Raw genomic sequence first — 21,170 nt, forward strand, 5'->3', positions numbered from 1 at the left:
AACGCGAACGCGGGCTTGGTTGCCCGCGTTTAATTCACCACGTTTAATTGCCTGCGTTTAATTTTCTGTGTTCAACTGCCCGAGAAGCGTGTTGAGCCGTGTGCTGGCCTCGGCCAGGAGGTGATCCAGCCAGAGGCGGAACGCATTGGCCGTGGTCACATAGGTTTCCATCGCATCCGCAAGCGCCGGCACTTTCGCGGCAATGAGCGGGGCGAGGGCGTAGAGCACCACGAGCATCGCCGCAGCAAGCACCACAACGAGAAAGCCGGTCCGGAAGCCCGCGCGCGCCGAACGTGCTTTGCGCGTGTCATCATCCGGCACAGTGCCATCGTCGTCACGTTCTGACGAGGCGCTCAGGGTCGAGTTGATTTCTTCAATGTCGGGCAGAAGATCGCGGCGCTTGCCGCTTGCGGCGGCGACGCTTCCGGCGACAATGCCGCTGTCGGCGGGATCAAGGCCGCGCAGCCGCGCCATGCGATCCCGAAGGCTTTTCTTGGCGTTGTCCTCTTCCGGTTCCTGAAGCCCAAGATCGGGTTGGGTCTCAAGCGTTTCGCCTTCGGATTGGCGCATGGACTGATCGAATTCGACCTCGGCGCGCAGAATGTCGCGGACGCTGGCCTTCAGGCCCGCGCCGTTTTGCGGCTCTGCGAGCGGGGCGAATGCGTCCTCTTCGTCGTCGTCCGGTTCCGTGAACTCAGGTTCGTCCTCGACTTCCGGCTCTTCCGGTTCGATCTCGGCAACCGGTTCGGGCTCTGCGGAAGGCATTTCTCCCGGCGCTGGCTTCGGTTCCTCTTCAAAGCTCTCCTCGGGTTGAGCAGGGTCCTCAACCTCGACAGGGGCTTCAAAAGAGTCCTCGGGTGTCTCAATGGGAGCCTCGATGACATCCTCAACCGGTTCCGGAATAGGTTTTGCTTCGACGGTGTCAGAAACCTCGGGCGGGGCCTCGAACGCGTCAATACTTGCTTCGGTCTCGGCAGTAGATGGCTGAACGTCCTCAGCTTCGGCTTCTGGCGGAAGCTCATAGCCAAGCTCGTCGGCAAGCTCCGCATCGAGATGCGCGGGGCTCTGGAACCAGCTATGACCGCAGTTCGAGCACTGAACATCCCGCCCTGTGTCCGGAATGACACGAGCATCGACCTCGTATTGAGCGCCGCAGTTGGGACAGATCAGCCGCATGTTTTCTCCTGCCACAGAGAGATGTATACGTAAAAGTGTACGCGAATTCTCGTAATTCTTAACGCCCATGTCCGAATTGTCCATGTTTTTGCGACAGTTGGATTGAAAGCTTTTGAACGGTGAGGCAAAACTGTCGCGAAAAGCGAAGGGGTTCACAGAGGTGCCAAGTGATCGAGTTTCATGACGCTGGTTACGGCTATGGGGGGCGCGAGCTTCTGACGGGAATGTCCCTGACGCTTGCGCCGGGGTCTTTTCATTTTTTGACCGGCCCATCGGGCGCTGGGAAAACAACTTTTTTGAAGCTCTGCTATCGTGAGTTGAACGCGACGGCAGGGCGGGTTTCGATCTTTGGCGAGGACACGCGCAGAATGGAACGCGACGATGTCGCGACCCTGCGTCGCCGGATCGGGGTCGTGCATCAGGATTGCCAGTTTCTCGATCATCTGAGCCTTGCGGAAAATGTCGCGCTGCCGCTGACCGTGGCCGGGCAGCCGTGCAATGAGGACGATCTCGGCGATCTATTGTCTTGGGTTGGACTGTCGGAGCAAGTGAATGCCCGTCCGCCGGAGTTGTCCGGTGGCGAACGTCAACGCGCGGCTCTGGCGCGGGCCGTGATCATGTCGCCGGATGTGATCCTCGCCGATGAGCCGACGGGGAACGTCGATTGGGAGATGTCCCAGCGGCTGTTGCAACTTCTCATCGAGTTGAACCGCATGGGCAAGACCGTCGTGATCGCCACCCATGACCTGCATTTGATCCGTCAGTCCAAGGCACAGGTTCAGGCGCGCGTGCTGCGAATCTCCAATCGGCGCATTCAGCAATCGGGAGCGGATCTGTGAATTTCATTCTTCGCTCCTTTCAAAATCTCGGCGACAAAGCCTCTGGCCGTGTTGTGCCGCCGTCCGGCTTTACGGCGCAACTGACCGTTCTCACCTCCGCCGCGATGGCGTTTCTCGCGGTGTTCGCGATGGCACTGTCCTTGGCGACCGGGCGTTTGGCGGAACGCTGGGGCAATGAATTGGCGCGCGGCTCCACCGTGCGTATTTCCGCCCCGGCAGACCAACTCGACACACAGGTCGCCGCAGCGCTCAAAGTGCTGGAAACCACGCCGGGCGTGGCCGAAGCGCGCTTGCTGGCGGAAGAGGAAGAGACCGATCTTCTGGAGCCGTGGTTCGGCCCGGACCTGCCGCTCGATTCGCTGCCTTTGCCGGCCCTGATCGACGTGCGCGAAACCTCCGATGGGTTTGATGCGGAGGGCTTGCGCCTGCGGTTGGCCGGGGAAGCGCCGGGCGCGGTGCTGGACGATCACAGCCGCTGGCGGCGCCCCTTGCTGCGCGCGGCGGAACGGCTGCGACTGCTTGGTGTTGTCTCGCTGGTTCTGATCGCGGGCGTCACCGCCGGGATGATCACGCTTGCGGCCAACGCGGCTCTTGCCGCCAATGGGCAGGTGATCCGCACGCTCCGTCTGGTGGGCGCGACTGACAGTTTCATCGCAGCCGCTTTCGTGCGCCGCTTCACCCTGCGCGGGTTGATGGGGGCTGTGATCGGGACGGTGCTCGGGATGTTTGCAATCACGCTGCTGCCGAGTGCGGAGGAGGCCGGGAGCTTCCTCACGGGGCTCGGATTTACGGGCGGGCAGTGGGTCTGGCCTTTGACAATTCCCGTTCTTGCGGCTCTGGTTGCATTTGTCGCTACGCGCGTGGCGGCGATCCAAACCCTTCGGAGATTGATGTGATGCCTTACCCGATCCAATGGTTGCTGTCGCTGATCTTCGTGATCCAGATGTATCTTGCGATGTTCATTCTCGCGATTTTCTTCACGCCTTTGGCCATGATCAAACGCGATTGGGCCTTTAAGGCGGCGCATACCTATTGCCATTGGGTGCGTTTCTCCGCGCGGGTGATCGTGGGGCTGAAATCTGAAATCCGTGGCGAAGTGCCGACCGACGAGGTGTTGATCGGGGCGAAGCATCAGAGTTTCTTCGACATTATTCTGATCGTCTCGGCGGTGCCGCGTCCGAAATTCATTATGAAAAAGCAGCTCATCTGGGCGCCCATCGTCGGCTATTACGCCAAGCGCATCGGCTGTGTCGCCGTGGATCGTGGTAAACGCGGCGCAGCGATCAAGAAGATGATTTCCGATGTGAAATCCGGCGCATCCTTGCCCGGTCAATTGATCATTTTCCCGCAAGGCACCCGCGTCGCCGCCGGGGCGCATTTGCCGTACAAGATCGGCACCGGGGTGCTTTATGAGCAAACCGGGCAGGACCTTGTGCCTGCCGCGACCAATGTCGGTGTCTTCTGGCCGCGTCATGGCGTGTATCGCGGGCGCGGAACAGCTGTGGTCGAATTCCTGCCGCGCATTGAGGCCGGACGCGACATGAAAGAGGTTATGTCGGAACTGGAGGAAGCGGTTGAAACGGCTTCCGACACGTTGATGGAAGACGCCGGGTTTCAGGTGCCGCCGAAATCCTGAACCGTCATCTTGCGGTGACATTGGTCGGGTAAAGCCCTGGCATGATGACACCTGTCCAAGATATTTCTGAACTTGAAGCGCTCTATGGTGTGCCCGGTCCTGCGGCGACGGAGAAGGTCGCGCGCCGGATAACGCCGGAGTTTCGCATCTGGCTGGAGCGGTCCCGCTTTTGCATCCTTTCGACCGTTGGTCCCGAAGGCACGGACGCGACGCCGCGCGGTGACAAGGAACCTGTGGTGCGTGAGCTGGATCCCGGAACGCTGGCGCTGCCCGATTGGCAAGGCAACAACCGAATCGACAGCCTGCGCAATATCGTCCGCGATCCGCGCGCGTCTTTGATGTTCTTCATTCCCGGATCGAACAATGTGGTGCGGATGAACGGGCGGGCGTTTGTGACTTTGGATGATGAACTGCGCCAGTCCTTCGAGGTCAATGGCAAGCATCCGCGCTCCGTCATCGTGTTTGAGATTGCTGAGATCTACACCCAATGCGCCCGCGCCCTGATGCGGGCAGGGCTTTGGCAGGGGCGCGACGACAGTGAAGGTCTGCCGAGCGTGGGCGATATTCTCGCGGCTCTCACCGCCGGGGAAGTCGGTGGCAAGGCCTATGACGCGGAATGGCCGGAGCGCGCGGCGAACAGCATGTGGTAACGAAAAAGGCCGCGCTGTCGCACGGCCTTTTTATTGCAGGTCAAAGACTTGAACTCAGGCCGCGAGACCTTTGGACCCCATGTCGAGGAACTTCTTGCGACGGTCTTTGAGAATGGTGTCGGGCTTTTTCTTTTGCAGCGGGGCGAGCATGGCCTCGATGGCTTTGCCCACGGCAGCAATCGTCGCGTCGCGATCTCGCTGCGCACCGCCGAGCGGTTCCGGGATGATCTGGTCGATCACGCCGAGCTTTTGCAAATCCTGAGCGGTCAGGCGCAGGGCCTCAGCGGCTTCGCGCATTTTCTCCGCGTCTTTCCAAAGGATCGAGGCGCAGCCTTCCGGGGAAATCACCGAGTAAACAGAGTGTTCGAGCATGGCGAGCTTGTTGGCCGAGGCAAAGGCCACAGCACCGCCGGAGCCACCTTCGCCGATGATGACGGAGATCATCGGAACCTTGAGGTTGAGGCATTTCTCGGTCGAACGCGCGATGGCTTCGGACTGGCCGCGCTCTTCCGCACCTTTGCCCGGATAGGCGCCGGGGGTGTCGACAAGCGCGATCACCGGGAGACCAAAGCGGTCGGCGAGATCCATCAGGCGGATGGCTTTGCGGTAGCCCTCGGGACGGGCCATGCCGAAATTGCGCTCGATACGGGAGGTGGTGTCATGGCCTTTTTCCTGACCGATCACCACGACGGGCTGATCGTTGAAACGGGCAAGGCCACCCATCACGGCGTGATCGTCGGCAAAGTTACGATCCCCGGCCAGAGGGGTGTATTCCGTGAACAGCGCTTCGATGTAGTCTTTGCAATGCGGACGGTTGGGGTGACGCGCAACCTGACATTTGCGCCAGGGGGTCAGACCTTTGTAGAGATCCTTGAGCATATCCGCGGCTTTCTTGTCGAGCGCAGCGGCTTCTTTCTCAACGTCCATCTCTTCATTGTTGCGGGCCAGAGCGCGCAGCTCTTCGGCTTTCCCCTCGATTTCGGCGAGCGGCTTTTCGAATTCGAGATAGTGAGTCATGCGGACCTCCGAACGGTTTCGATGCCGTATATGGCTATTTTCGCGCGCGGGTGCAACTCAGCAAGATTTGTGATCTGTTGAAATGATATCTCTCTGGCCGTGGATATGTTGAAAGGACAACGGGATACAATGACGCGGCATGCTTATGAAGATCGCCTCTTGCGGGTGTTGGATCACGTCTATGCCCATCTCGATGGCGATCTATCGCTCGATACGCTCGCGGATGTCGCAGCCTTGTCGCGGTTCCATTTTCATCGGGTGTTTTCTGGCATGACCGGCGAGACTGTGGCGGGGTTCATCCGGCGGGTGCGGCTGTTCAAGGCATCGCATCTGTTGGTGCGTACCGATGATGAGATCGAGAATATCGCCCTCCATTGCGGCTACCCCAATCCGCGCAGTTTTGCCCGCGCCTTTCAAGATGCCTTTGGACTGACGCCCACCGTCTTTCGGGCGCGCGGCGTCGAGATGCCGCCTTTGCGGCTCAATGAAAAAGGAGATTACATTATGTATGAGATCACGACCGAGGACCGTGCGCCTGCGTCTTTTGCGGGTGTTGCCCATAAGGGCGATTATATGGGGATCAGTCAGGCGTTCGACGTGGCGGCGAAAACCGCGCTGTCGCGGGGGATGGGGCCGGTGCTTGGGCCGATGGTCGGGGTGTATTTCTCGAACCCCGGCGAGGTGCCGGTTGAGGAGATGCGGAGCATGGCGGGGTTCATCCTGTCAGGGGACGCGCCGCTTGAGCCGCCGCTCGAATCCTTTGCGCTCAGTGGGGGTCGTTATGCCGTGTTGCGCCATGTCGGGCCTTATCCGGGGCTGCGTCAGGCCTATGACTATCTCTACGGCAAATGGTTGCCCGAAAGTGGCGAGGAGCCGCGCGACGGGCCACCGTTCGAGATTTATGAGAACACGCCGACGGATGCCGCACCCGAAGATTTGGTGACGTTGATCTGCGCGCCGATTCAGTGAGTGAATAAAAACGCCCCGAAGCAGAACCTCGGGGCGTTACCACCTCAACAGTCGGGCCTCCCCTCCCAACCGGAGTGATGTCAGGACTTCGCGATCAGTTCGGCCTGAGCCACGATCACTTGCGCTTGTTTAATTGAGGCTATGTCAACCAGACGGCCTTTGTAAACAGTTGCGCCAGCGCCGGACGTTTTTGCCGCTTCCATCGCGGCGAGAATCTCGCGCGCTTCAGTGACGGCGGCTTCCGAGGGGGTGAAAACTTCATTGGCGAGCGCGATCTGTTTCGGGTGAATCGCCCATTTGCCGACCATGCCCAGCGTCGCGGAGCGGCGAGCCTGTGCCCGGTAGCCTTCGTCATCGGAGAAATCGCCGAACGGGCCATCCACGGGCAGCACGCCATAGGTGCGGCAAGCAGCGACGATGGCGGCCTGAGCCCAGTGCCACGGATCGGAATAGTGCCGGGTGTCGCCATGAAGCATGTAGTAATTCTCCTGCGTGCCGCCGATGCCGGTGGTCTGCATCCCCATGGACGCGGCGAAATCCGCCGCCCCAAGGCTCATGGCGACGAGACGCGGAGAGCTTTTTGCGATCTCTTCGACATGGGCGATGCCGGCGGCGGATTCGATGATAACCTCGAAATCTATCTTTTTCTCCCGCCCCTTAGCGCGTTCGATCGCCGTGACCAAAGCGTCAACGGCATAGATGTCTTCGGCGCAGCCCACTTTCGGGATCATGATCTGGTCGAGGCGCTCCCCCGCCTGTTCCAGAAGGTCCACGACGTCGCGATACCAATAAGGCGTGTCCAGCGAGTTGATCCGTACGGAGAGCGTTTTCTTGCCCCAGTCAATCGTGTTGATCGCCTCGATGATATTGGCGCGGGCGGCGTCTTTGTCCGACGGGGCCACCGAATCTTCGAGATCGAGATTGATCACATCCGCGGCCGAGGCTGCCATTTTCGGGAACAGCTTGGTGTTCGAGCCGGGGCCAAACAATTGGCAACGGTTCGGGCGCTCAGCGGGGGCGGGTTGTAGACGGAAGGACATTGACGCTCCTCTCGGCAATGATGTTTCGAAAATATCGCATGCATTGTTATTATCTTGCTTTCTCATTCGCAAGGGTGATTTTGCGTCTGCGGCATATCCCGAATGATGCCGTCAAATTGAGTTTTCAAACTGCTTGTTTCATAATCACAGCAATTTATGTCCCATGTTTTGCATTATATTCGGGATATTTTCCCGTTCTGTCAGCTTCCCTGACGCAATTTCCGAAGCACTTTGCAGCGAATCTCGGTCACTCTGGGTCAAACGCAACCGGAGTGCTGCATCATGATCGAAACACCGTATCTTCTCTTCCTGGGCGACGCCCCTGACCAACTCGCTGCGAAAGTGGCGCAAGGCATCAAGGACTGGCGTCCTGAATTCGCCATGGGTCAGCTTCGTATGGCCGGCTGTAAAGCCGACATGAAACTGCCGGACATGGATCTGGAAACCGCTAAAGCCGCTGGCGCCAAGACGTTGGTGATCGGCGTTGCCAACCGTGGTGGTGTGATCTCCCCGGCTTGGAAAAAAGTCCTGATCGACGCGCTTGAAGCTGGCTTCGACATTGCCTCCGGCCTGCACAACCTTCTGCGCGAAGAAGAAGACCTCGTCGCCGTCGCCAAGACCTTTGGCCGGACGCTGCATGACGTGCGTATTCCGTCCGTCAAATATCCGATCGCAAACGGTGTGAAACGCACCGGTAAACGGTGCCTCGCCGTTGGCACCGATTGCTCCGTGGGCAAAATGTACACCGCGCTGGCCATGGACAAATCCATGCGTGCTAAAGGCATGAAATCCACCTTCCGCGCCACAGGCCAAACCGGCATCCTGATCACCGGTGGCGGCGTGCCGCTCGATGCCGTGATCGCTGACTTTATGGCGGGGTCCATCGAATACCTCACCCCGGACAACGAGCCGGATCACTGGGATCTGATCGAAGGTCAGGGCAGCCTGTTCCACGTGTCCTATTCCGGCGTGACCATGGCGCTGGTGCACGGCGGTCAGCCGGACGCTCTGGTGCTTTGCCACGAACCGACCCGCGAACATATGCGCGGTCTGCCGGGGTTCACACTTCCGTCGCTCGAAGCGCTCCGTGATACCGCTCTGAACCTTGCGAAAGTGGCGAACCCGGAGTGTAAGGTCGTTGGTATTTCGATCAACACCCAGCACCTGTCCGAAGAGGAGGCTCTGGCCTATCTCGCTCAGGTCGAGGAAGAAATGGGTCTGCCGACGATCGATCCGTTCCGTCAGGGGGCTGATCGTCTGGCCGACGCTCTGGCCGCGCTTTAAGATCGGCAACGAGCATTCGGAGGGCCTCATGACCAAATTGACCGTCACACAAGAAAGCTTTCGTCTCGCGGAAGTCTTCACCATTTCCCGCGGATCGCGCACGGAGGCCAAAGTGGTCACGGTGCGCGCCACTGACGGGGCTGTCGAAGGCTGGGGCGAGTGCGTGCCTTACGCACGCTACGGCGAAAGCCTCGACAGTGTGACGGCGCAGATTGAGGCCCTCCCTGAAGACATCACGCGTGCGACGCTGCAAGAGGCTCTTGAGCCGGGTGCGGCGCGCAATGCGGTGGACTGTGCGCTTTGGGATCTTGAGGCCAAACGGAGCGGGAAACGGGTCTGGGAAATGATGGAGCTGCCTGCCCCGATCCCGATGGTCACCGCCTACACGCTGTCTCTGGCCTCCCCGGAAGAGATGCAAGCATCGGCGGCCAAACATGCGCATCGCCCGTTGCTCAAAATCAAACTCGGCACCGCCGACGATATGGCGCGGCTCGAAGCGGTGCGTCGTGGCGCGCCGAAGTCCGATATCATCGTTGACGCGAATGAAGGCTGGACGGCGGAGGTCTATGCCGATCTCGCCCCGCATCTTGTGCGTCTTGGCGTGAAACTCGTGGAACAACCCTTGCCTGCCGGGCAGGACGACATGCTGGCGGAGATTGAGAGACCCCTTCCGGTCTGCGCCGATGAATCCTGTCACGACCGGGCGAGCCTGCCGGATCTCAAGGGTAAATATGATGTGATCAACATCAAGCTCGACAAAACCGGCGGGCTCACCGAGGCCATTGAACTGCGCAAGGCCGCGCGAGCTGAAGGCTATGGCATCATGGTTGGCTGTATGGTCGGCACCTCGCTCGCCATGGCTCCGGCGACCTTGGTCGCGCAGGGCGCGCGCGTGGTGGACCTTGACGGACCTTTGCTTTTGGCAGAAGACCGTGCCGAACCTTTGAAATACGACGCAGACGGGGTGCACCCGCCGGCGCGCGCCCTCTGGGGCTGATGTCATTTAAGGAGAATGAAATGACCCGCACCGTCTATGTGAACGGCGAATACCTGCCGGAAACCGAAGCCAAAGTGTCGATTTTCGACCGCGGGTTCCTGATGGGCGATGCCGTCTATGAGGTGACCTCGGTGCTCGATGGCAAGCTGATCGATTTCGAAGGCCACAAGAATCGTCTCGAACGCTCGCTGAAAGAGCTCGACATGGCCTCTCCGGTGACGATGGATGAGCTGCGCGACATCCACCGCAAACTCGTCGAAGTGAACGACATCGACGAAGGTGGCGTGTACCTGCAAATCTCCCGCGGCGCCGATGACGACCGGGCGTTCGACTACCCGGATCCGGAGAAGGTGAAACCGACTCTGGTGCTCTTCACCCAGAAGAAGCAACTGCGCAGCTCCGCCTCTGCCGACAAGGGCTATAAAGTCATTTCCATCGAGGAAATGCGTTGGGCCCGCCGCGACATCAAAACCGTGCAGCTGCTTGGCGCTTCCATGGCGAAAATGGCCGCTCACAAGGTCGGCTGCGATGACGCATGGTTCGTGGAAGACGGCTATGTGACCGAAGGCAGCTCGAACAACGCCTATATCGTCAAGGACGGCAAGATCATCACCCGTCAACTGTCGAACAAACTGCTCGCTGGCATCACCCGTGCAGCCGTTCTGCGCTTTGCCGCCGAGGCCCAGATGCAGATCGAAGAGCGTCTCTTCACCATCGAGGAAGCACAGAGCGCCGATGAGGCTTTCTCCACCTCCGCGACCGCTTTCGTGCAACCGATCGTAGAGATCGACGGCGCGACGCTGGGCGACGGCACGCCGGGTCCGGTCTCCAAGCGCCTGCGTGAGATTTACCTCGAAGAGGCGATGAAACTCGCTGAGTGAGGCGCGTGACATTGGTATGCGAAAGGCCCGCTGAAAAGCGGGCCTTTTTTGTTGTGGCGATTGTCCTAGTGATCAGTTGATCTTGCCGTGGACGCAGCCTTTTGCATCAACCGCCATGCGCGCGACCTGATCGCGCAATCTGTCGATATCCTCGAAGGTGGCGCAAAGCTGGAAGTTGCTCTCGTCCAGCGGCTCATAGACATAGCCTTCGCTCAAAAGCAAAGCGTCGTCGCGGAGCGGGGTGGGGCAGAGCTTTGTCGCGTCCAGACTTTCGGGAAGGCTGTCGTTCCCCTGCGCTCTGGCGAGACAGATGACGTGATGATTCAAATCCTGCAACTCGCGCAATCTCAGGGCGTCACGCTTTTCCATGCGGGCCGTTTCCGGGCCGCCGACAACGAGCAAGCCAACGACAATCCCGCCGACGGCGAGCAGGCCAAGTGCCAGTTGTGGCCAGAGCTTATCCGTCATCCTCGGCATCCTTCATGGCGGCATGGAAATAGCCGAACACCGTGCCGGAGACGGCGGCGACTAGGGCCAGTTCCGCGATGAATTGCGTGGTCAGATCGCCGTTCAACAGTGCATAGATCGCGCCAAGAATATCCCCCAGAAGGGCGATCGAAGCGAAGAAGAGGGCGATATAGCCGAACCATTTGCGCACGGCGGAGCGTTTCCGGCTTGGATCGCGCGCAAGGCTGCGGGCCTCTGCACGTTGCATGATCATGAACAGAGGGAAGAAGACGATGAGCGCAGAGATCGACCAGCGGATCGAGCGGCTTCCCCAATAGGCGCGCTCCGAATCTGAGAACCAGCGTTGGATGAGATCAAATCCAAGATCGACGATGTGCCACGCGGTCATGCCAAGTGCCACGAACATCAGCGCGTAGAAAAACGCCTCTTTCGCGGAAACATACGGGCGCGGGCGGGGGATCGGCGGGGAAAACGAGCTGTCGGCCCATGTCGCAAGCGCGTCTTCGACCTCGGTTCGGGCCCAGCCCGCCTCTGAAAGCGCGCTCGCGATGTCTTCGCGACTGCGGCCTGCGATCAGGGCGTCGCGGACGAAGTGTGCGAGCTGATCGGTGGGCTTCATTTTTGCCCCTCCGTGCCGACATTCTCGGCGAAGGCTTTTTCGAAAGCCTTCTGTTTGCCCGCGTCGGCCTCGGTCTGGTTTTGCGATTTCCAGTCGTCATAGGGCATGCCGTAGTAAAGCTCGCGGGCCTCTTCCTTTGACATCTCGATGCCGCGCTCATTTGCCGCTTCCTGAACCCAGCGGGACAGGCAATTGCGGCAAAAGCCCGCGAGGTTCATCATGTCGATGTTCTGCACATCGGGGCGTTTGTTCATTAGGTGATCGCGCAGGGTCCGAAAGGCGGCGGCCTCGATCTCCGTCATGGTCTTTGCGTCAATCTCCTGCATGTCTCACCCTTTCACGCGTTTGGCATAGGCCGTCTTGTTCATGTCTCGCACATCGACGGACAGGCTGCCGACCGTCGGCATGATCTGATCCATCGCTTTGAGAACGATATCGGACAAGCGCGCTTTTGTCTCGTCTTCCCGGCCTTCGAGCAGATAGAGCGTGGCATGGGCAAAGGTCGCTGGCGCGGTGCCGATCTTGAAAAACGGCTGCGGGCGGGCGCGGACCTTGAGGGCGGGGGCGTTGATCTCAACGTCCAAAATCAGGCTTTCGAACACGGTTTCGCAAAGCTGCGACATATCATGGCTCTGTTCGAGACCTTCGGCGAAGTCGATGACGACATGGGGCATGGGTTACAATCCTGTCTTTGTCAGTGTGTCTTGAAGAATGGGGGCAAGGAGCTGTGCCCAATGGGCTTGCTGCTCCGGCGTTTCGATCAGATCGGAGCGGATTTCGATCAGCAGGTTGAGGCGGCCATGATGCAGGGCGTGGTGGTCGATGGCATCGCCGGGCAGGTGGCCGTCATAAGGTTCATTGTCGCCGATCACGAGGCGCTCACCGATCTTCTCGGCCTCGGCTTTGAGGGCGGCAGAGGATTCGAGCGCTTTGATGAACGGATCGGTCAGGCGTTTGTCATAGGCGGAGAGAATGCCGATTTGCCACGGCCGGCGCGGGCGGTTTTTCAGTTGCGGGGTAAAGCTGTGCATGGCGCAGATTGCCACATCGTCCCGCCGTGCGCAGAGAGCGGCATAGGCGTCGTGATAGGGGCGGTGGAACAGGGCGAGGCGACGCTCTACCTCTGCGGCATCGGCGTGCCGGTTCTGCGGAATGATCGTTCCGTCGTAGAGTTTCATCACCAGCGTCGGGTCATCTTCGCCACGGTTCGGGTCGATCACGAGGCGCGAAAAATCCGTGTGAATCATCGGACTATCGAGAAGGCGCCCCAATTCACGGCTGACCCCCAGCGCTCCGACGTCATAGGCGATATGGCGCGCCATATCTTCTGCGCTGATGCCGAGATCGGGACCGATCTCCGGAGGAACCCGGTTCGTGGCATGGTCACATGTGATGAGCCAGCGTCCCGGTCGGTCGCTGCCTTCGATGTGAAAAGGGGCCTTGTCGGTCATTTTCGCGTCACCTTTTGCTGTCATGGCTCCAATACGCGCTTTGAGCGGGCAGGGCCAGTTGTGCCGAAGCCTTCTTTGCGTCATAGAAAAGGTGGCCCACCGTAAAACATCAAAAGACCGAAAGGACATCAGGCCGTTATGAGACGCCTTCGGAATGTAAAAATCGTGGCCACTTTGGGCCCGTCCTCCAATGATTACGACACTATTCGCGCTCTGTCCGAGGCAGGCGCCGATGTGTTCCGTTTGAACATGAGCCATGGCGATCACGAGGAAATCCGTGCCCGCCACTCCATCATCCGCAAGATCGAAACCGATCTTGGCCGCCCGATCGCGATTCTCGCCGATTTGCAGGGGCCGAAATTGCGGGTCGGAAAATTCGCCCACGAGGCGCATGATCTCGAAGAGGGCGACAAGTTCCGCCTCGATCTCGACGATGCGCCGGGCAATGGCGACCGGGTACAGCTGCCGCACCCCGAGATTTTCGCTGCCCTGAAACCGGGCGCGTCGCTTCTGGTCAATGACGGCAAAATCCGCCTCCAGGTGGAAGACTGTGGCGAGGATTACGCCAATTGCGTCGTCATCGTCGGCGGCACGATTTCCAACCGCAAGGGTGTGAACGTGCCGGATGTGGTGCTGCCGCTGGCCGCACTGTCTCCGAAAGATCGCAAGGATCTTGAGTTCGTCTGTGAGCTCGGTGTGGACTGGGTGGCTCTGTCTTTTGTGCAGCGCCCGGAAGACATGCTGGAAGCCAAGGAGCTTGTGAAAGGTCGCGCCTCCGTTCTGGCGAAGATCGAGAAGCCTTCCGCTGTGGATGCGTTCGAAGAGATTCTCGCCGTGTCCGACGGCATCATGGTTGCCCGTGGCGATCTGGGCGTCGAACTGCCGGTACAGGCTGTGCCGCCGATCCAGAAACGCCTGACGCGTCGCTGCCGTGCGGCTGCCAAGCCGGTGATCGTGGCGACCCAGATGCTTGAGAGCATGATCGAAAGCCCGATGCCGACCCGCGCCGAAGTGTCCGACGTGGCGACCGCCATTTACGAGGGTGCCGACGCCATCATGCTGTCGGCCGAATCTGCGGCGGGCAACTACCCGATCGAGGCCGTGACCACGATGAACAACGTGGCGATCGAAGTGGAAAACGATACGGTCTACCGCGATGTGCTCGACGCCTCGCGCTCCGGCATCAGCAAGGAAACCGTGGCGGACGCTATCGTGTCAGCCGCCCGTGAGATCGCGGAAACCACCGATGTCAAAGCGGTCGTGTGCTATTCCGAGAGCGGCACCACCGCTGCGCTCACCGCACGCGAACGTCCGCATGTGCCGATCATCGCCATGACGTCGCGCCGCAACACCGCGCGCAAGCTTTGTCTCTATTGGGGCATGCATTGTGTGATGACCGGTGAGGTCGAGCGCTTCAAGATGGCCGTGGTCAATGCGGCCCGCGCCGCGCGCACCTCTGGTTTCGCGACCGAAGCGGACAAGATCGTGGTGATTGCGGGCATCCCGTTCAACCAGCCGGGCTCCACGAACATTCTGCGGGTCGCGCCCTGTGAAGAGCGTCTGATCTTCAACACCGACCCGGAATAAGCTGGCGGGTGGGGCGAGATGGACGACACCGATCTTCTTCTTGTTTTGGGGTCGCTGTTCTGCTGTCTGGCCCTGCCCATGGCGATCAGCGCCTATTCGGAAGAGCGGTTCCCCCGTCTCGCCGCCCTTCTGGCAGTGATCGGCGGGGGGATGGTGGTTCTGGCGCTGGTGCTCAATCCCGGCGGCTATAGCTTTGCCGATCTCCCGGACGCAGTCATCCGTGTGCTTGGGCGGTTTTTTTAGGGGGAACCCACATCACAACACTTGCAAAGCGGCCACATCGGCTGTAATGGCAGCCCTTCATGGGACGCGTCCGGCGGTATGGCATGCCGAGTCGCGTTGATAACCACCCCATAAAGGAGATGGAAATGCCTAAGATGAAGACGAAGTCGAGCGCCAAGAAGCGCTTCAAAATGACCGCCACTGGCAAGGTCAAAGCGGGTCAGGCCGGCAAACGCCACGGCATGATCAAACGCACCACGAAATTTATCCGTGACGCACGTGGCACGACCACGCTCTCCGCACCCGATGCGAAGATCGTGAAGTCCTACATGCCGTACAACCGCTAATAGGGGAGAGAGACACATGTCCCGCACCAAAGGTGGTACCGTTACCCACGCCCGTCACAAGAAAGTTCTGAAGGCCGCCAAAGGTTACTACGGCGCCCGTTCCCGGAACTTCCGCACCGCAACTCAGGCTGTCGACAAGGCGAACCAGTACGCGACCCGCGACCGTAAGGCCCGCAAGCGTAACTTCCGCGCCCTGTGGATCCAGCGTATCAACGCTGCCGTGCGTTCGCATGACGAAGCGCTGACCTACTCCAAATTCATCAACGGCCTCGCGCTGGCTGGTATCGAAGTGGACCGTAAGGTTCTCTCCGACCTCGCCATCAACGAGCCGGAAGCGTTTGGTGCCATCGTCGAAAAGGCGAAGGCTGCTCTGGCTTAATCGCCAAGCTTTGGAATTCGAAAAGGCCGCCTTTTGGGGCGGCCTTTTTTGTTGCTCGGTCTGTGCCGATCTTGGTCGATCACGCTCTGGTCAAAGCCAAGTTGCGCCCATTTCATCAGAGACATTCCAAATGCTGCCTGTGCCAAAGCGCGTGCTGTCATCGCTTTGCAGCACGACACGGATGTCTGATCCCTCCAAGTCTTCGAGCGTCACACCCAGCAGGAAAACATAGGTTGAGGTGATGTCCTCTCCGAGTTCTGTGGCCATGTCCTCGTCCACCACCGGCTGGATCAAAGTGCCCATGCCCAGAGAGGTTTCAATCTCTGTTGCGCTATACTCAAGTTCAATGCCGCTCACATCCTCGGGCATCTCGTAATCCGGGGCGTACACGCCGAGCAGAAGCCCATCTTCCTCCGGATCGAAATCGGTGACAACGGCGGCAACGCTTTCGCCACTCTCGCCGTAGAGCATAAGATTGTCTTCGCCCTCCCCCAGAGACACAAGGTTGATCCCGTCCTCAAGCAGAATGCCATCGTCTCCGTCGCCAGCGCTGATCACATCGTTGCCGGTCTCGTCAGCGTCATCCAGAATATAATTGCCGTCGAAAATATTGTCGTCGCCCGCGCCGCCATAGACCACGTCTGATCCGTCGCCCGCGACGATCAAATCGCCGCCTTCGCCGCCCGACAGCGTGTCGTCGCCGTCATCGCCGAAAATCTGGTCAAAACCGCCACGCCCGAAAATCGTGTCATCGCCCTCGTCACCGAACAGCACATCCCAAGCTTCACCATCGGAGCCGAGGATCACGTCATCGCCCCCATTCCCGGATACCATATCGGATTCGCCTGCTTCCAAATCGTCCGGCATCGCGATGAAGTCGTCGCCCTCTGTGCCTTCGTTATAGGACCAGTCTGTGTCCTCATAGGGGACGAGAAGGTCTTCTTCATTCTCAACCGTACCCTGGGCCAGCACAGGGTCATCCTCAAAGGCGGTTTCCAATGCGACGATCTCCGTGTCATCGAGCGTGTCGAGATTGTCCTCAATCCCTGCCTCATCGATGTCGTCCTGAACCTTTTCGTCATCCGACCAGTCGATCAGCCCGGTCAGTGATCCGATCGCAACCCAGCTGGCGGTCGACAGCAAAATTATCCCAAGCATCGTTTGCCCCCAAAATCATACAAAACAATACAAAGATCGTACCGGTGCCTTCTCAAAACACCAGCTTTTTGCGCCACATTTTTGCCGTTTTTCCCACGTGGCTTGTCTCACGGAAGGACTCGCGATAAGTCCGGGGCCAAGAGATTTTCGCAAAGGCCGGACGATGGACGATCTGAAGAACAAATACCTCACCGCGATCTTGCAGGCTGGGGACGAGGCGACGCTGGAAGACATTCGTCTGCAAGCGGTTGGCAAAAAGGGCGAAGTGGCGCTCAAGATGCGTGAACTGGGCAAGATGAGCCCGGAAGAGCGTCAGGTCATGGGGCCGAAACTCAATGCCTTGAAGGACGAGATCAACTCCGCGCTGGCCGCCAAAAAGGTCGCTCTGGAAGACGCCGCTTTGGATGCGCGCCTCGCCGAAGAATGGCTCGATGTGACCCTTCCGGGCCGTCAGCGTCCGCAAGGGACTATTCACCCGATCTCCCGCGTCTCCGAAGAGATTTACGCGATCTTCGCCGATCTCGGGTTTGCCGTGGCCGAAGGCCCGCAGATCGAAGACGATTTCCACAACTTCGACGCGCTCAACATCGCGCCGAACCACCCGGCGCGCCAAGAGCATGACACCTTCTACATGCACCGCGCCGAGGGCGACGAACGTGCGCCGAACGTGCTGCGCACCCACACCTCGCCGGTGCAAATCCGCTCGATGATTGCCCAAGGCGCACCGATCCGCATCATCGCGCCGGGCCGTGTGTACCGTTCCGACTACGACCAGACCCACACGCCGATGTTCCACCAGGTCGAAGGCATGGCCATCGACAAAGACATCTCCATGGCGAACCTGAAATGGGTGCTCGAAGAGTTCTACACCGCGTTTTTCGGCACCAAGGTCAAAACCCGCTTCCGCGCCTCGCATTTTCCCTTCACGGAACCCTCCGCCGAGGTGGACGTGCAGTGCAAATGGGAAAACGGCACCGTGACCGTGGGCGAAGGCGACGATTGGCTCGAAGTCCTGGGCTCCGGCATGATGCACCCCAAAGTCCTGACCGCCGGCGGCATCGACCCGAAAGAGTGGCAAGGCTTTGCTTTTGGCATGGGGATCGACCGTCTGGCAATGCTGAAATACGGCATCCCGGATTTGAGGGCCTTCTTTGACTCTGACCTGCGCTGGCTGCGTCACTATGGGTTTAGTGCGCTTGGCACGCCGACGCTGGCGGGGGGGATTCACGGGTGAAAAAGGATGCGTAGTTAAAGGTTTGATAACAATTTCGCCAGTACGCTTGATGTGTATTGTCTTGACCTAAAGGGGTAAAAGACACATATTTACTGTAAGCAACACAAAGAAATTCATGCCAACAGTATGATTTTCAACATAAAAAGGGGAATGCCATGAAGCTATTCGTCATTTTTGCGCCTGCTCGTGAGGGTTGGGGTGGATAATGAGACTCTGACACTCCTGCTTCAGGAGGTGTCACATCCTCAAACTTTTATCAGTAAGTACGGCCCCCTGTTTTCAGCTGGGGCCGTACTTATTTCTGCAACTGTTGCGTTCTTTGTCGCGCGAACAAACATAAAAGAACAACGGCGCATTGCCAGACGTAGGGCAACTCTGGACTTGTTGTCACGCAATGAGTGGGATTCTGACTACCTTAAGGCGCGTAATGAATTTAATGTTCTGAAAAATACACCGCCAGGCTTGGCGTTTTGGACTTCGGAAGATCACGCTGCATCGCCTCAAATTGCGACGATTAGAAGTGTTCTGAATGACTACGAGATGATTGCAATTGGCATTGAGGAAGATATTTTGGACGAAGACCTTTACCTCAAATGGTTTAGGTCGTCGCTTTTAAAAGATTATGAGCTTTCTAAGGATGCGATTAATTCTCTGAGAGAGAAACATAAGGTTCCAAGTCTTTATGATCGTTTTGAGCTGTTGGCAGTCAAATGGGAGAAGCGATAGGAAAGTGTCGTTAAAAAGACGGTTTCACCCTCGTTGATCCTTAGGTAGAAAGCAGCCAAGCTATAGACGGACGTGCTGCTATGAAATTCACACTCTCCTGGCTCAAAGAGCATCTGGAAACCGAGGCCTCCCTCGATGACATCCTTTACGCGCTGACCGATCTCGGGCTTGAGGTCGAAGGCGTCGAGAACCCGCGCGACAAGCTTAAGGGCTTTAAGCTCGTGAAGGTCAAAGAGGCCGTGCAGCACCCCGACGCCGACAAGCTTCGGGTCTGTCAGGTCGAATCTGATGAGGGCATGACCCAGATCGTCTGTGGCGCGCCCAATGCCCGCGCGGGGATCACCGCCGTTTTGGCCAAACCCGGCATGTATATCCCCGGCCTCGACATCACCATTTCCGTCGGCAAAATCCGCGGCGTCGAGAGCCATGGCATGATGGCGTCTGAGCGCGAGCTGGAGCTGTCGGACGAGCACAACGGCATCATCGAGCTGGAAGACGGCGAGGTCGGCATGGAGTTCGCCGACTGGCTGGCGAAGCACGATCCGGCGAAGGTCGATCCGGTGATCGAGATCGCCATCACCCCGAACCGGCCGGATGCGCTTGGTGTCCACGGCATCGCCCGCGATCTCGCGGCGCGGGGTCTTGGCACGTTGAAACCGCTCAAGGTGGAAACGGTCGAGGCGAAATTCCCGAACCCGATCTCGGTGGAGATTACGGAGGCCGCGAAAGACGGTTGTCATGTGTTTGGCGGTCGTCTGATCAAAGGCGTGAAAAACGGCCCCTCGCCGAAATGGTTGCAGGATCGTCTGACCGCGATTGGCCTGCGCCCGATTTCCATTCTGGTCGATGTCACCAACTTCTTCACCTATGACCGCAACCGCCCGCTGCACGTGTTCGATGCGGCGACGGTGAAAGACGGTCTGGTGATCGACCGCGCGAAAGGCGGCGAGGAGTTGCTGGCGCTCGATGAGAAGACCTACAAAATGCCCGAAGGCGCGATGTGCATCTTCTCTGGTGGCAAGGTCGAGAGCATCGGCGGCATCATGGGCGGTGAAGAGACCGGCTGTTCCGATGAGACCACGGATGTGTTCGTCGAGGCGGCGTTCTGGAACATGCTGGACATCGCAAAAGGTGGTCGTGCGCTGAAGATCAATTCGGATGCGCGCTACCGGAATGAGCGCGGCATCGACCCGGCCTACAACCTGCAGGCGCTTGACGATGCAACGGCGATGATCCTTGAGCTGTGCGGGGGCGAGGCCTCTGAGGTTGTCGTCGCCGGTGAAGTGCCGGATGTGTCTCGCGCCTATCACCTCGACACCGATCGGGTGCAGTCGCTGGTCGGCATGACCATTCCGGCAGAGCGTCAGGTCGCGATCCTTGAGAGCCTTGGCTTTGTCATGGACGGCGATATGGCGCAGGTGCCGAGCTGGCGTCCGGACGTGTTGGGCGAGGCCGATCTTGTGGAAGAGGTCGCCCGTGTCGAGAGCCTGACCCATCTGGAACCGAAGCCGATGAAACGCCCGACGGGTGTGGCCAAGCAAATCCTGACCCCGATGCAGGTGCGCGAAAGCAAAGCGCGCCATCAGGCGGCGGGGCTTGGGTTCAATGAATGCGTGACCTACAGCTTTATCGACCAGAAATCCGCCGAGTTGTTCGGCGGTGGTTCGGACGCGGTGCGTCTGGAAAACCCGATCTCGTCCGAGATGAGCCACATGCGCCCGGACCTTTTGCCCGGTCTTCTGGCGGCGGCGACGCGCAACCAAGCGCGCGGCTTCTCTGACCTGAACCTGTTCGAGTGCGGCCCGGCCTTCTTCGGCGGCGAGCCGGGCGAGCAGCGCGCGCAAATCTCCGGTCTGCGCGTTGGTGCGACGGGGGCGAAGGACGTGCATGGCGAGCGTCGTGTCTACGATCTCTATGACGCGAAAGCCGATGCGGAGGCCGTTTTGGCCGCCATCGGCGCGCCCGCCAAAGCGCAAATTCTGCGCGACGCCTCAAAGTGGTTCCATCCGGGCCGGTCGGGCAAAATCTGCCTCGGTCCGAAAAAGGTTCTGGCCGAGTTCGGTGAGCTGCACCCGAAGGTTCTCAAAGAGATGGGCGTCAAAGGCACGGCTGTGGCCTTTACCGTCTATCTGGAAGAGGCTCCGATGCCACGGGGCAACAAGATCGCACGTTCGGCGTTCTTCACCAACGATCTGCAAGCCGTCGAGCGTGACTTTGCCTTTGTCGTTGACAAGGACGTGCGGTCGCTCGACGTGGTGAACGCGGCGGGTGGTGCCGACAAGGCGCTGATCGAAGATGTGCGCATTTTTGACGAGTTCATCGGCGGCTCGCTGGGCGAGGACAAAAAATCGCTGGCGATCACCGTGCGCATTCAGCCGACCGAAGGGACGCTGAAAGAGAAAGACATCGAAGCGCTGTCGCAAAAGATCATCGCCAAAGTGGAAAAATCCACCGGCGGTGTGCTCCGCGGCTAAGGTCTGGCTTTGAGAA

The 21,170-nt window shown here is 59.2% G+C and carries 24 protein-coding genes; 15 read left to right on the forward strand and 9 right to left on the reverse strand.

The features are described 5' to 3' along the window. Window positions 1-57: 57 nt before the first annotated feature. Window positions 58-1,176, reverse strand: a complete 1,119-nt coding sequence (locus tag ACYBHZ_RS15030; protein ID WP_460275095.1) for a zinc-ribbon domain-containing protein — start codon at window positions 1,174-1,176, stop codon at window positions 58-60. A gap of 224 nt (window positions 1,177-1,400) precedes the next feature. On the opposite strand from ACYBHZ_RS15030, the gene ACYBHZ_RS15035 reads away from it, so the two are divergent. The 4 genes from ACYBHZ_RS15035 to ACYBHZ_RS15050 are packed head-to-tail and all read left to right on the forward strand — an operon-like array spanning window position 1,401 to window position 4,301. Next, window positions 1,401-2,015 carry a cell division ATP-binding protein FtsE gene (locus tag ACYBHZ_RS15035; protein ID WP_460275222.1) on the forward strand — a complete coding sequence of 205 codons (615 nt, stop codon included), beginning with the start codon at window positions 1,401-1,403 and terminating at the stop codon, window positions 2,013-2,015. Beyond that, a complete protein-coding gene (locus ACYBHZ_RS15040; protein ID WP_460275096.1) occupies window positions 2,012-2,911 on the forward strand; it encodes a cell division protein FtsX in 900 nt (299 codons plus the stop codon). The genes ACYBHZ_RS15035 and ACYBHZ_RS15040 overlap by 4 nt, the downstream gene beginning before the upstream one ends. Beyond that, window positions 2,911-3,651 carry a lysophospholipid acyltransferase family protein gene (locus ACYBHZ_RS15045; RefSeq protein ID WP_460275097.1) on the forward strand — a complete coding sequence of 247 codons (741 nt, stop codon included), beginning with the start codon at window positions 2,911-2,913 and terminating at the stop codon, window positions 3,649-3,651. The genes ACYBHZ_RS15040 and ACYBHZ_RS15045 overlap by 1 nt, the downstream gene beginning before the upstream one ends. 44 nt (window positions 3,652-3,695) lie before the next feature. After that, on the forward strand, window positions 3,696-4,301 hold the full coding sequence (locus ACYBHZ_RS15050; protein ID WP_460275223.1) for a pyridoxamine 5'-phosphate oxidase family protein: 606 nt from the start codon (window positions 3,696-3,698) through the stop codon (window positions 4,299-4,301). Between the two features lie 54 nt (window positions 4,302-4,355). On the opposite strand, the gene ACYBHZ_RS15055 is transcribed toward ACYBHZ_RS15050, so the two are convergent. Continuing rightward, window positions 4,356-5,318 (reverse strand): acetyl-CoA carboxylase carboxyltransferase subunit alpha, encoded by a 963-nt coding sequence (locus ACYBHZ_RS15055; protein ID WP_460275098.1) that lies wholly within the window; start codon window positions 5,316-5,318, stop codon window positions 4,356-4,358. 129 nt (window positions 5,319-5,447) lie between these two features. On the opposite strand from ACYBHZ_RS15055, the gene ACYBHZ_RS15060 reads away from it, so the two are divergent. Beyond that, window positions 5,448-6,287: an AraC family transcriptional regulator gene (locus ACYBHZ_RS15060; RefSeq protein WP_460275099.1), complete on the forward strand. Its 840-nt coding sequence runs from the start codon at window positions 5,448-5,450 to the stop codon at window positions 6,285-6,287. A gap of 80 nt (window positions 6,288-6,367) precedes the next feature. On the opposite strand, the gene ACYBHZ_RS15065 is transcribed toward ACYBHZ_RS15060, so the two are convergent. Continuing rightward, on the reverse strand, window positions 6,368-7,327 hold the full coding sequence (locus tag ACYBHZ_RS15065; protein ID WP_460275100.1) for an L-malyl-CoA/beta-methylmalyl-CoA lyase: 960 nt from the start codon (window positions 7,325-7,327) through the stop codon (window positions 6,368-6,370). A gap of 282 nt (window positions 7,328-7,609) precedes the next feature. Here ACYBHZ_RS15065 and dgcN point away from each other — a divergent pair, with 282 nt between their 5' ends. Genes dgcN through ACYBHZ_RS15080 form a run of 3 tightly spaced genes read left to right on the forward strand, consistent with a single transcriptional unit; the run spans window position 7,610 to window position 10,489 of the window. Then, window positions 7,610-8,611: an N-acetyltransferase DgcN gene (dgcN, locus tag ACYBHZ_RS15070; RefSeq protein ID WP_460275101.1), complete on the forward strand. Its 1,002-nt coding sequence runs from the start codon at window positions 7,610-7,612 to the stop codon at window positions 8,609-8,611. A gap of 28 nt (window positions 8,612-8,639) precedes the next feature. Continuing rightward, the gene (gene dgcA / locus ACYBHZ_RS15075; protein WP_460275102.1) at window positions 8,640-9,608 is read left to right on the forward strand and encodes an N-acetyl-D-Glu racemase DgcA; all 969 of its coding nucleotides are present in this window, start codon (window positions 8,640-8,642) and stop codon (window positions 9,606-9,608) included. A gap of 20 nt (window positions 9,609-9,628) precedes the next feature. Beyond that, the gene (locus tag ACYBHZ_RS15080) at window positions 9,629-10,489 is read left to right on the forward strand and encodes a D-amino-acid transaminase (RefSeq protein ID WP_460275103.1); all 861 of its coding nucleotides are present in this window, start codon (window positions 9,629-9,631) and stop codon (window positions 10,487-10,489) included. A gap of 72 nt (window positions 10,490-10,561) precedes the next feature. Here the strand turns inward: ACYBHZ_RS15080 and ACYBHZ_RS15085 are convergent, their stop codons facing one another. The 5 genes from ACYBHZ_RS15085 to ACYBHZ_RS15105 are packed head-to-tail and all read right to left on the reverse strand — an operon-like array spanning window position 10,562 to window position 13,027. Next, window positions 10,562-10,957 carry a hypothetical protein gene (locus ACYBHZ_RS15085; protein WP_460275104.1) on the reverse strand — a complete coding sequence of 132 codons (396 nt, stop codon included), beginning with the start codon at window positions 10,955-10,957 and terminating at the stop codon, window positions 10,562-10,564. Then, window positions 10,947-11,576 carry a DUF5671 domain-containing protein gene (locus ACYBHZ_RS15090; RefSeq protein ID WP_460275105.1) on the reverse strand — a complete coding sequence of 210 codons (630 nt, stop codon included), beginning with the start codon at window positions 11,574-11,576 and terminating at the stop codon, window positions 10,947-10,949. The genes ACYBHZ_RS15085 and ACYBHZ_RS15090 overlap by 11 nt, the downstream gene beginning before the upstream one ends. Continuing rightward, entirely contained in the window at window positions 11,573-11,902 is a 330-nt protein-coding gene (locus ACYBHZ_RS15095) for a DUF1244 domain-containing protein (protein ID WP_460275106.1), read from the reverse strand. Before ACYBHZ_RS15095 ends, ACYBHZ_RS15090 begins: the two co-directional genes overlap by 4 nt. A 3-nt stretch (window positions 11,903-11,905) precedes the next feature. Beyond that, on the reverse strand, window positions 11,906-12,250 hold the full coding sequence (locus ACYBHZ_RS15100; protein WP_460275107.1) for a 5-carboxymethyl-2-hydroxymuconate Delta-isomerase: 345 nt from the start codon (window positions 12,248-12,250) through the stop codon (window positions 11,906-11,908). A 3-nt stretch (window positions 12,251-12,253) separates the two neighbouring features. Further along, window positions 12,254-13,027 (reverse strand): N-formylglutamate amidohydrolase, encoded by a 774-nt coding sequence (locus ACYBHZ_RS15105; protein ID WP_460275108.1) that lies wholly within the window; start codon window positions 13,025-13,027, stop codon window positions 12,254-12,256. Window positions 13,028-13,165: 138 nt separating this feature from the next. Between ACYBHZ_RS15105 and pyk the strand changes: the two genes are divergently transcribed. The 4 genes from pyk to rplT all read left to right on the forward strand — a co-directional run bounded on the left by pyk (window position 13,166) and on the right by rplT (window position 15,562). Then, complete coding sequence (gene pyk, locus ACYBHZ_RS15110) at window positions 13,166-14,614, forward strand: pyruvate kinase (protein ID WP_460275109.1); 1,449 nt, start codon at window positions 13,166-13,168, stop codon at window positions 14,612-14,614. An 18-nt stretch (window positions 14,615-14,632) separates the two neighbouring features. Continuing rightward, window positions 14,633-14,857: a hypothetical protein gene (locus tag ACYBHZ_RS15115; RefSeq protein ID WP_460275110.1), complete on the forward strand. Its 225-nt coding sequence runs from the start codon at window positions 14,633-14,635 to the stop codon at window positions 14,855-14,857. Window positions 14,858-14,982: 125 nt separating this feature from the next. Then, window positions 14,983-15,183 carry a 50S ribosomal protein L35 gene (gene rpmI / locus ACYBHZ_RS15120; protein WP_009572394.1) on the forward strand — a complete coding sequence of 67 codons (201 nt, stop codon included), beginning with the start codon at window positions 14,983-14,985 and terminating at the stop codon, window positions 15,181-15,183. A gap of 16 nt (window positions 15,184-15,199) precedes the next feature. Continuing rightward, window positions 15,200-15,562 (forward strand): 50S ribosomal protein L20, encoded by a 363-nt coding sequence (gene rplT, locus ACYBHZ_RS15125; protein ID WP_460275111.1) that lies wholly within the window; start codon window positions 15,200-15,202, stop codon window positions 15,560-15,562. A 90-nt stretch (window positions 15,563-15,652) separates the two neighbouring features. Here rplT and ACYBHZ_RS15130 read toward each other — a convergent pair whose 3' ends face one another. Beyond that, entirely contained in the window at window positions 15,653-16,720 is a 1,068-nt protein-coding gene (locus ACYBHZ_RS15130; protein ID WP_460275112.1) for a calcium-binding protein, read from the reverse strand. 163 nt (window positions 16,721-16,883) lie between these two features. Here ACYBHZ_RS15130 and pheS point away from each other — a divergent pair, with 163 nt between their 5' ends. From pheS to pheT, 3 genes are all read left to right on the forward strand, one after another. Beyond that, entirely contained in the window at window positions 16,884-17,954 is a 1,071-nt protein-coding gene (gene pheS, locus ACYBHZ_RS15135; RefSeq protein WP_460275113.1) for a phenylalanine--tRNA ligase subunit alpha, read from the forward strand. 198 nt (window positions 17,955-18,152) lie between these two features. Further along, window positions 18,153-18,680, forward strand: coding sequence for a DUF4760 domain-containing protein (locus ACYBHZ_RS15140; RefSeq protein WP_460275114.1), 528 nt, complete (start codon window positions 18,153-18,155; stop codon window positions 18,678-18,680). 80 nt (window positions 18,681-18,760) lie between these two features. Next, window positions 18,761-21,154 (forward strand): phenylalanine--tRNA ligase subunit beta, encoded by a 2,394-nt coding sequence (pheT, locus tag ACYBHZ_RS15145; RefSeq protein WP_460275115.1) that lies wholly within the window; start codon window positions 18,761-18,763, stop codon window positions 21,152-21,154. The last annotated feature ends 16 nt before the right edge of the window (window positions 21,155-21,170 follow it).

The organism is Celeribacter sp. ULVN23_4 (assembly GCF_054788345.1).

Excerpts from the sequence above, each read along its gene's own strand:
- rpmI (WP_009572394.1), top strand. The coding sequence starts at position 14,983 with ATGCCTAAGATGAAGACGAAGTCGAGCGCCAAGAAGCGCTTCAAAATG.
- ACYBHZ_RS15030 (WP_460275095.1), bottom strand. The coding sequence starts at position 1,176 with ATGCGGCTGATCTGTCCCAACTGCGGCGCTCAATACGAGGTCGATGCT.
- pheT (WP_460275115.1), top strand. The coding sequence starts at position 18,761 with ATGAAATTCACACTCTCCTGGCTCAAAGAGCATCTGGAAACCGAGGCC.
- ACYBHZ_RS15035 (WP_460275222.1), top strand. The coding sequence starts at position 1,401 with ATGTCCCTGACGCTTGCGCCGGGGTCTTTTCATTTTTTGACCGGCCCA.
- rplT (WP_460275111.1), top strand. The coding sequence starts at position 15,200 with ATGTCCCGCACCAAAGGTGGTACCGTTACCCACGCCCGTCACAAGAAA.
- pyk (WP_460275109.1), top strand. The coding sequence starts at position 13,166 with ATGAGACGCCTTCGGAATGTAAAAATCGTGGCCACTTTGGGCCCGTCC.
- ACYBHZ_RS15065 (WP_460275100.1), bottom strand. The coding sequence starts at position 7,327 with ATGTCCTTCCGTCTACAACCCGCCCCCGCTGAGCGCCCGAACCGTTGC.
- ACYBHZ_RS15100 (WP_460275107.1), bottom strand. The coding sequence starts at position 12,250 with ATGCCCCATGTCGTCATCGACTTCGCCGAAGGTCTCGAACAGAGCCAT.
- ACYBHZ_RS15055 (WP_460275098.1), bottom strand. The coding sequence starts at position 5,318 with ATGACTCACTATCTCGAATTCGAAAAGCCGCTCGCCGAAATCGAGGGG.
- dgcA (WP_460275102.1), top strand. The coding sequence starts at position 8,640 with ATGACCAAATTGACCGTCACACAAGAAAGCTTTCGTCTCGCGGAAGTC.
- ACYBHZ_RS15095 (WP_460275106.1), bottom strand. The coding sequence starts at position 11,902 with ATGCAGGAGATTGACGCAAAGACCATGACGGAGATCGAGGCCGCCGCC.
- ACYBHZ_RS15080 (WP_460275103.1), top strand. The coding sequence starts at position 9,629 with ATGACCCGCACCGTCTATGTGAACGGCGAATACCTGCCGGAAACCGAA.
- ACYBHZ_RS15045 (WP_460275097.1), top strand. The coding sequence starts at position 2,911 with ATGCCTTACCCGATCCAATGGTTGCTGTCGCTGATCTTCGTGATCCAG.
- ACYBHZ_RS15115 (WP_460275110.1), top strand. The coding sequence starts at position 14,633 with ATGGACGACACCGATCTTCTTCTTGTTTTGGGGTCGCTGTTCTGCTGT.
- ACYBHZ_RS15130 (WP_460275112.1), bottom strand. The coding sequence starts at position 16,720 with ATGCTTGGGATAATTTTGCTGTCGACCGCCAGCTGGGTTGCGATCGGA.
- ACYBHZ_RS15105 (WP_460275108.1), bottom strand. The coding sequence starts at position 13,027 with ATGACCGACAAGGCCCCTTTTCACATCGAAGGCAGCGACCGACCGGGA.
- ACYBHZ_RS15060 (WP_460275099.1), top strand. The coding sequence starts at position 5,448 with ATGACGCGGCATGCTTATGAAGATCGCCTCTTGCGGGTGTTGGATCAC.
- ACYBHZ_RS15050 (WP_460275223.1), top strand. The coding sequence starts at position 3,696 with ATGACACCTGTCCAAGATATTTCTGAACTTGAAGCGCTCTATGGTGTG.
- pheS (WP_460275113.1), top strand. The coding sequence starts at position 16,884 with ATGGACGATCTGAAGAACAAATACCTCACCGCGATCTTGCAGGCTGGG.
- ACYBHZ_RS15085 (WP_460275104.1), bottom strand. The coding sequence starts at position 10,957 with ATGACGGATAAGCTCTGGCCACAACTGGCACTTGGCCTGCTCGCCGTC.
- ACYBHZ_RS15090 (WP_460275105.1), bottom strand. The coding sequence starts at position 11,576 with ATGAAGCCCACCGATCAGCTCGCACACTTCGTCCGCGACGCCCTGATC.
- dgcN (WP_460275101.1), top strand. The coding sequence starts at position 7,610 with ATGATCGAAACACCGTATCTTCTCTTCCTGGGCGACGCCCCTGACCAA.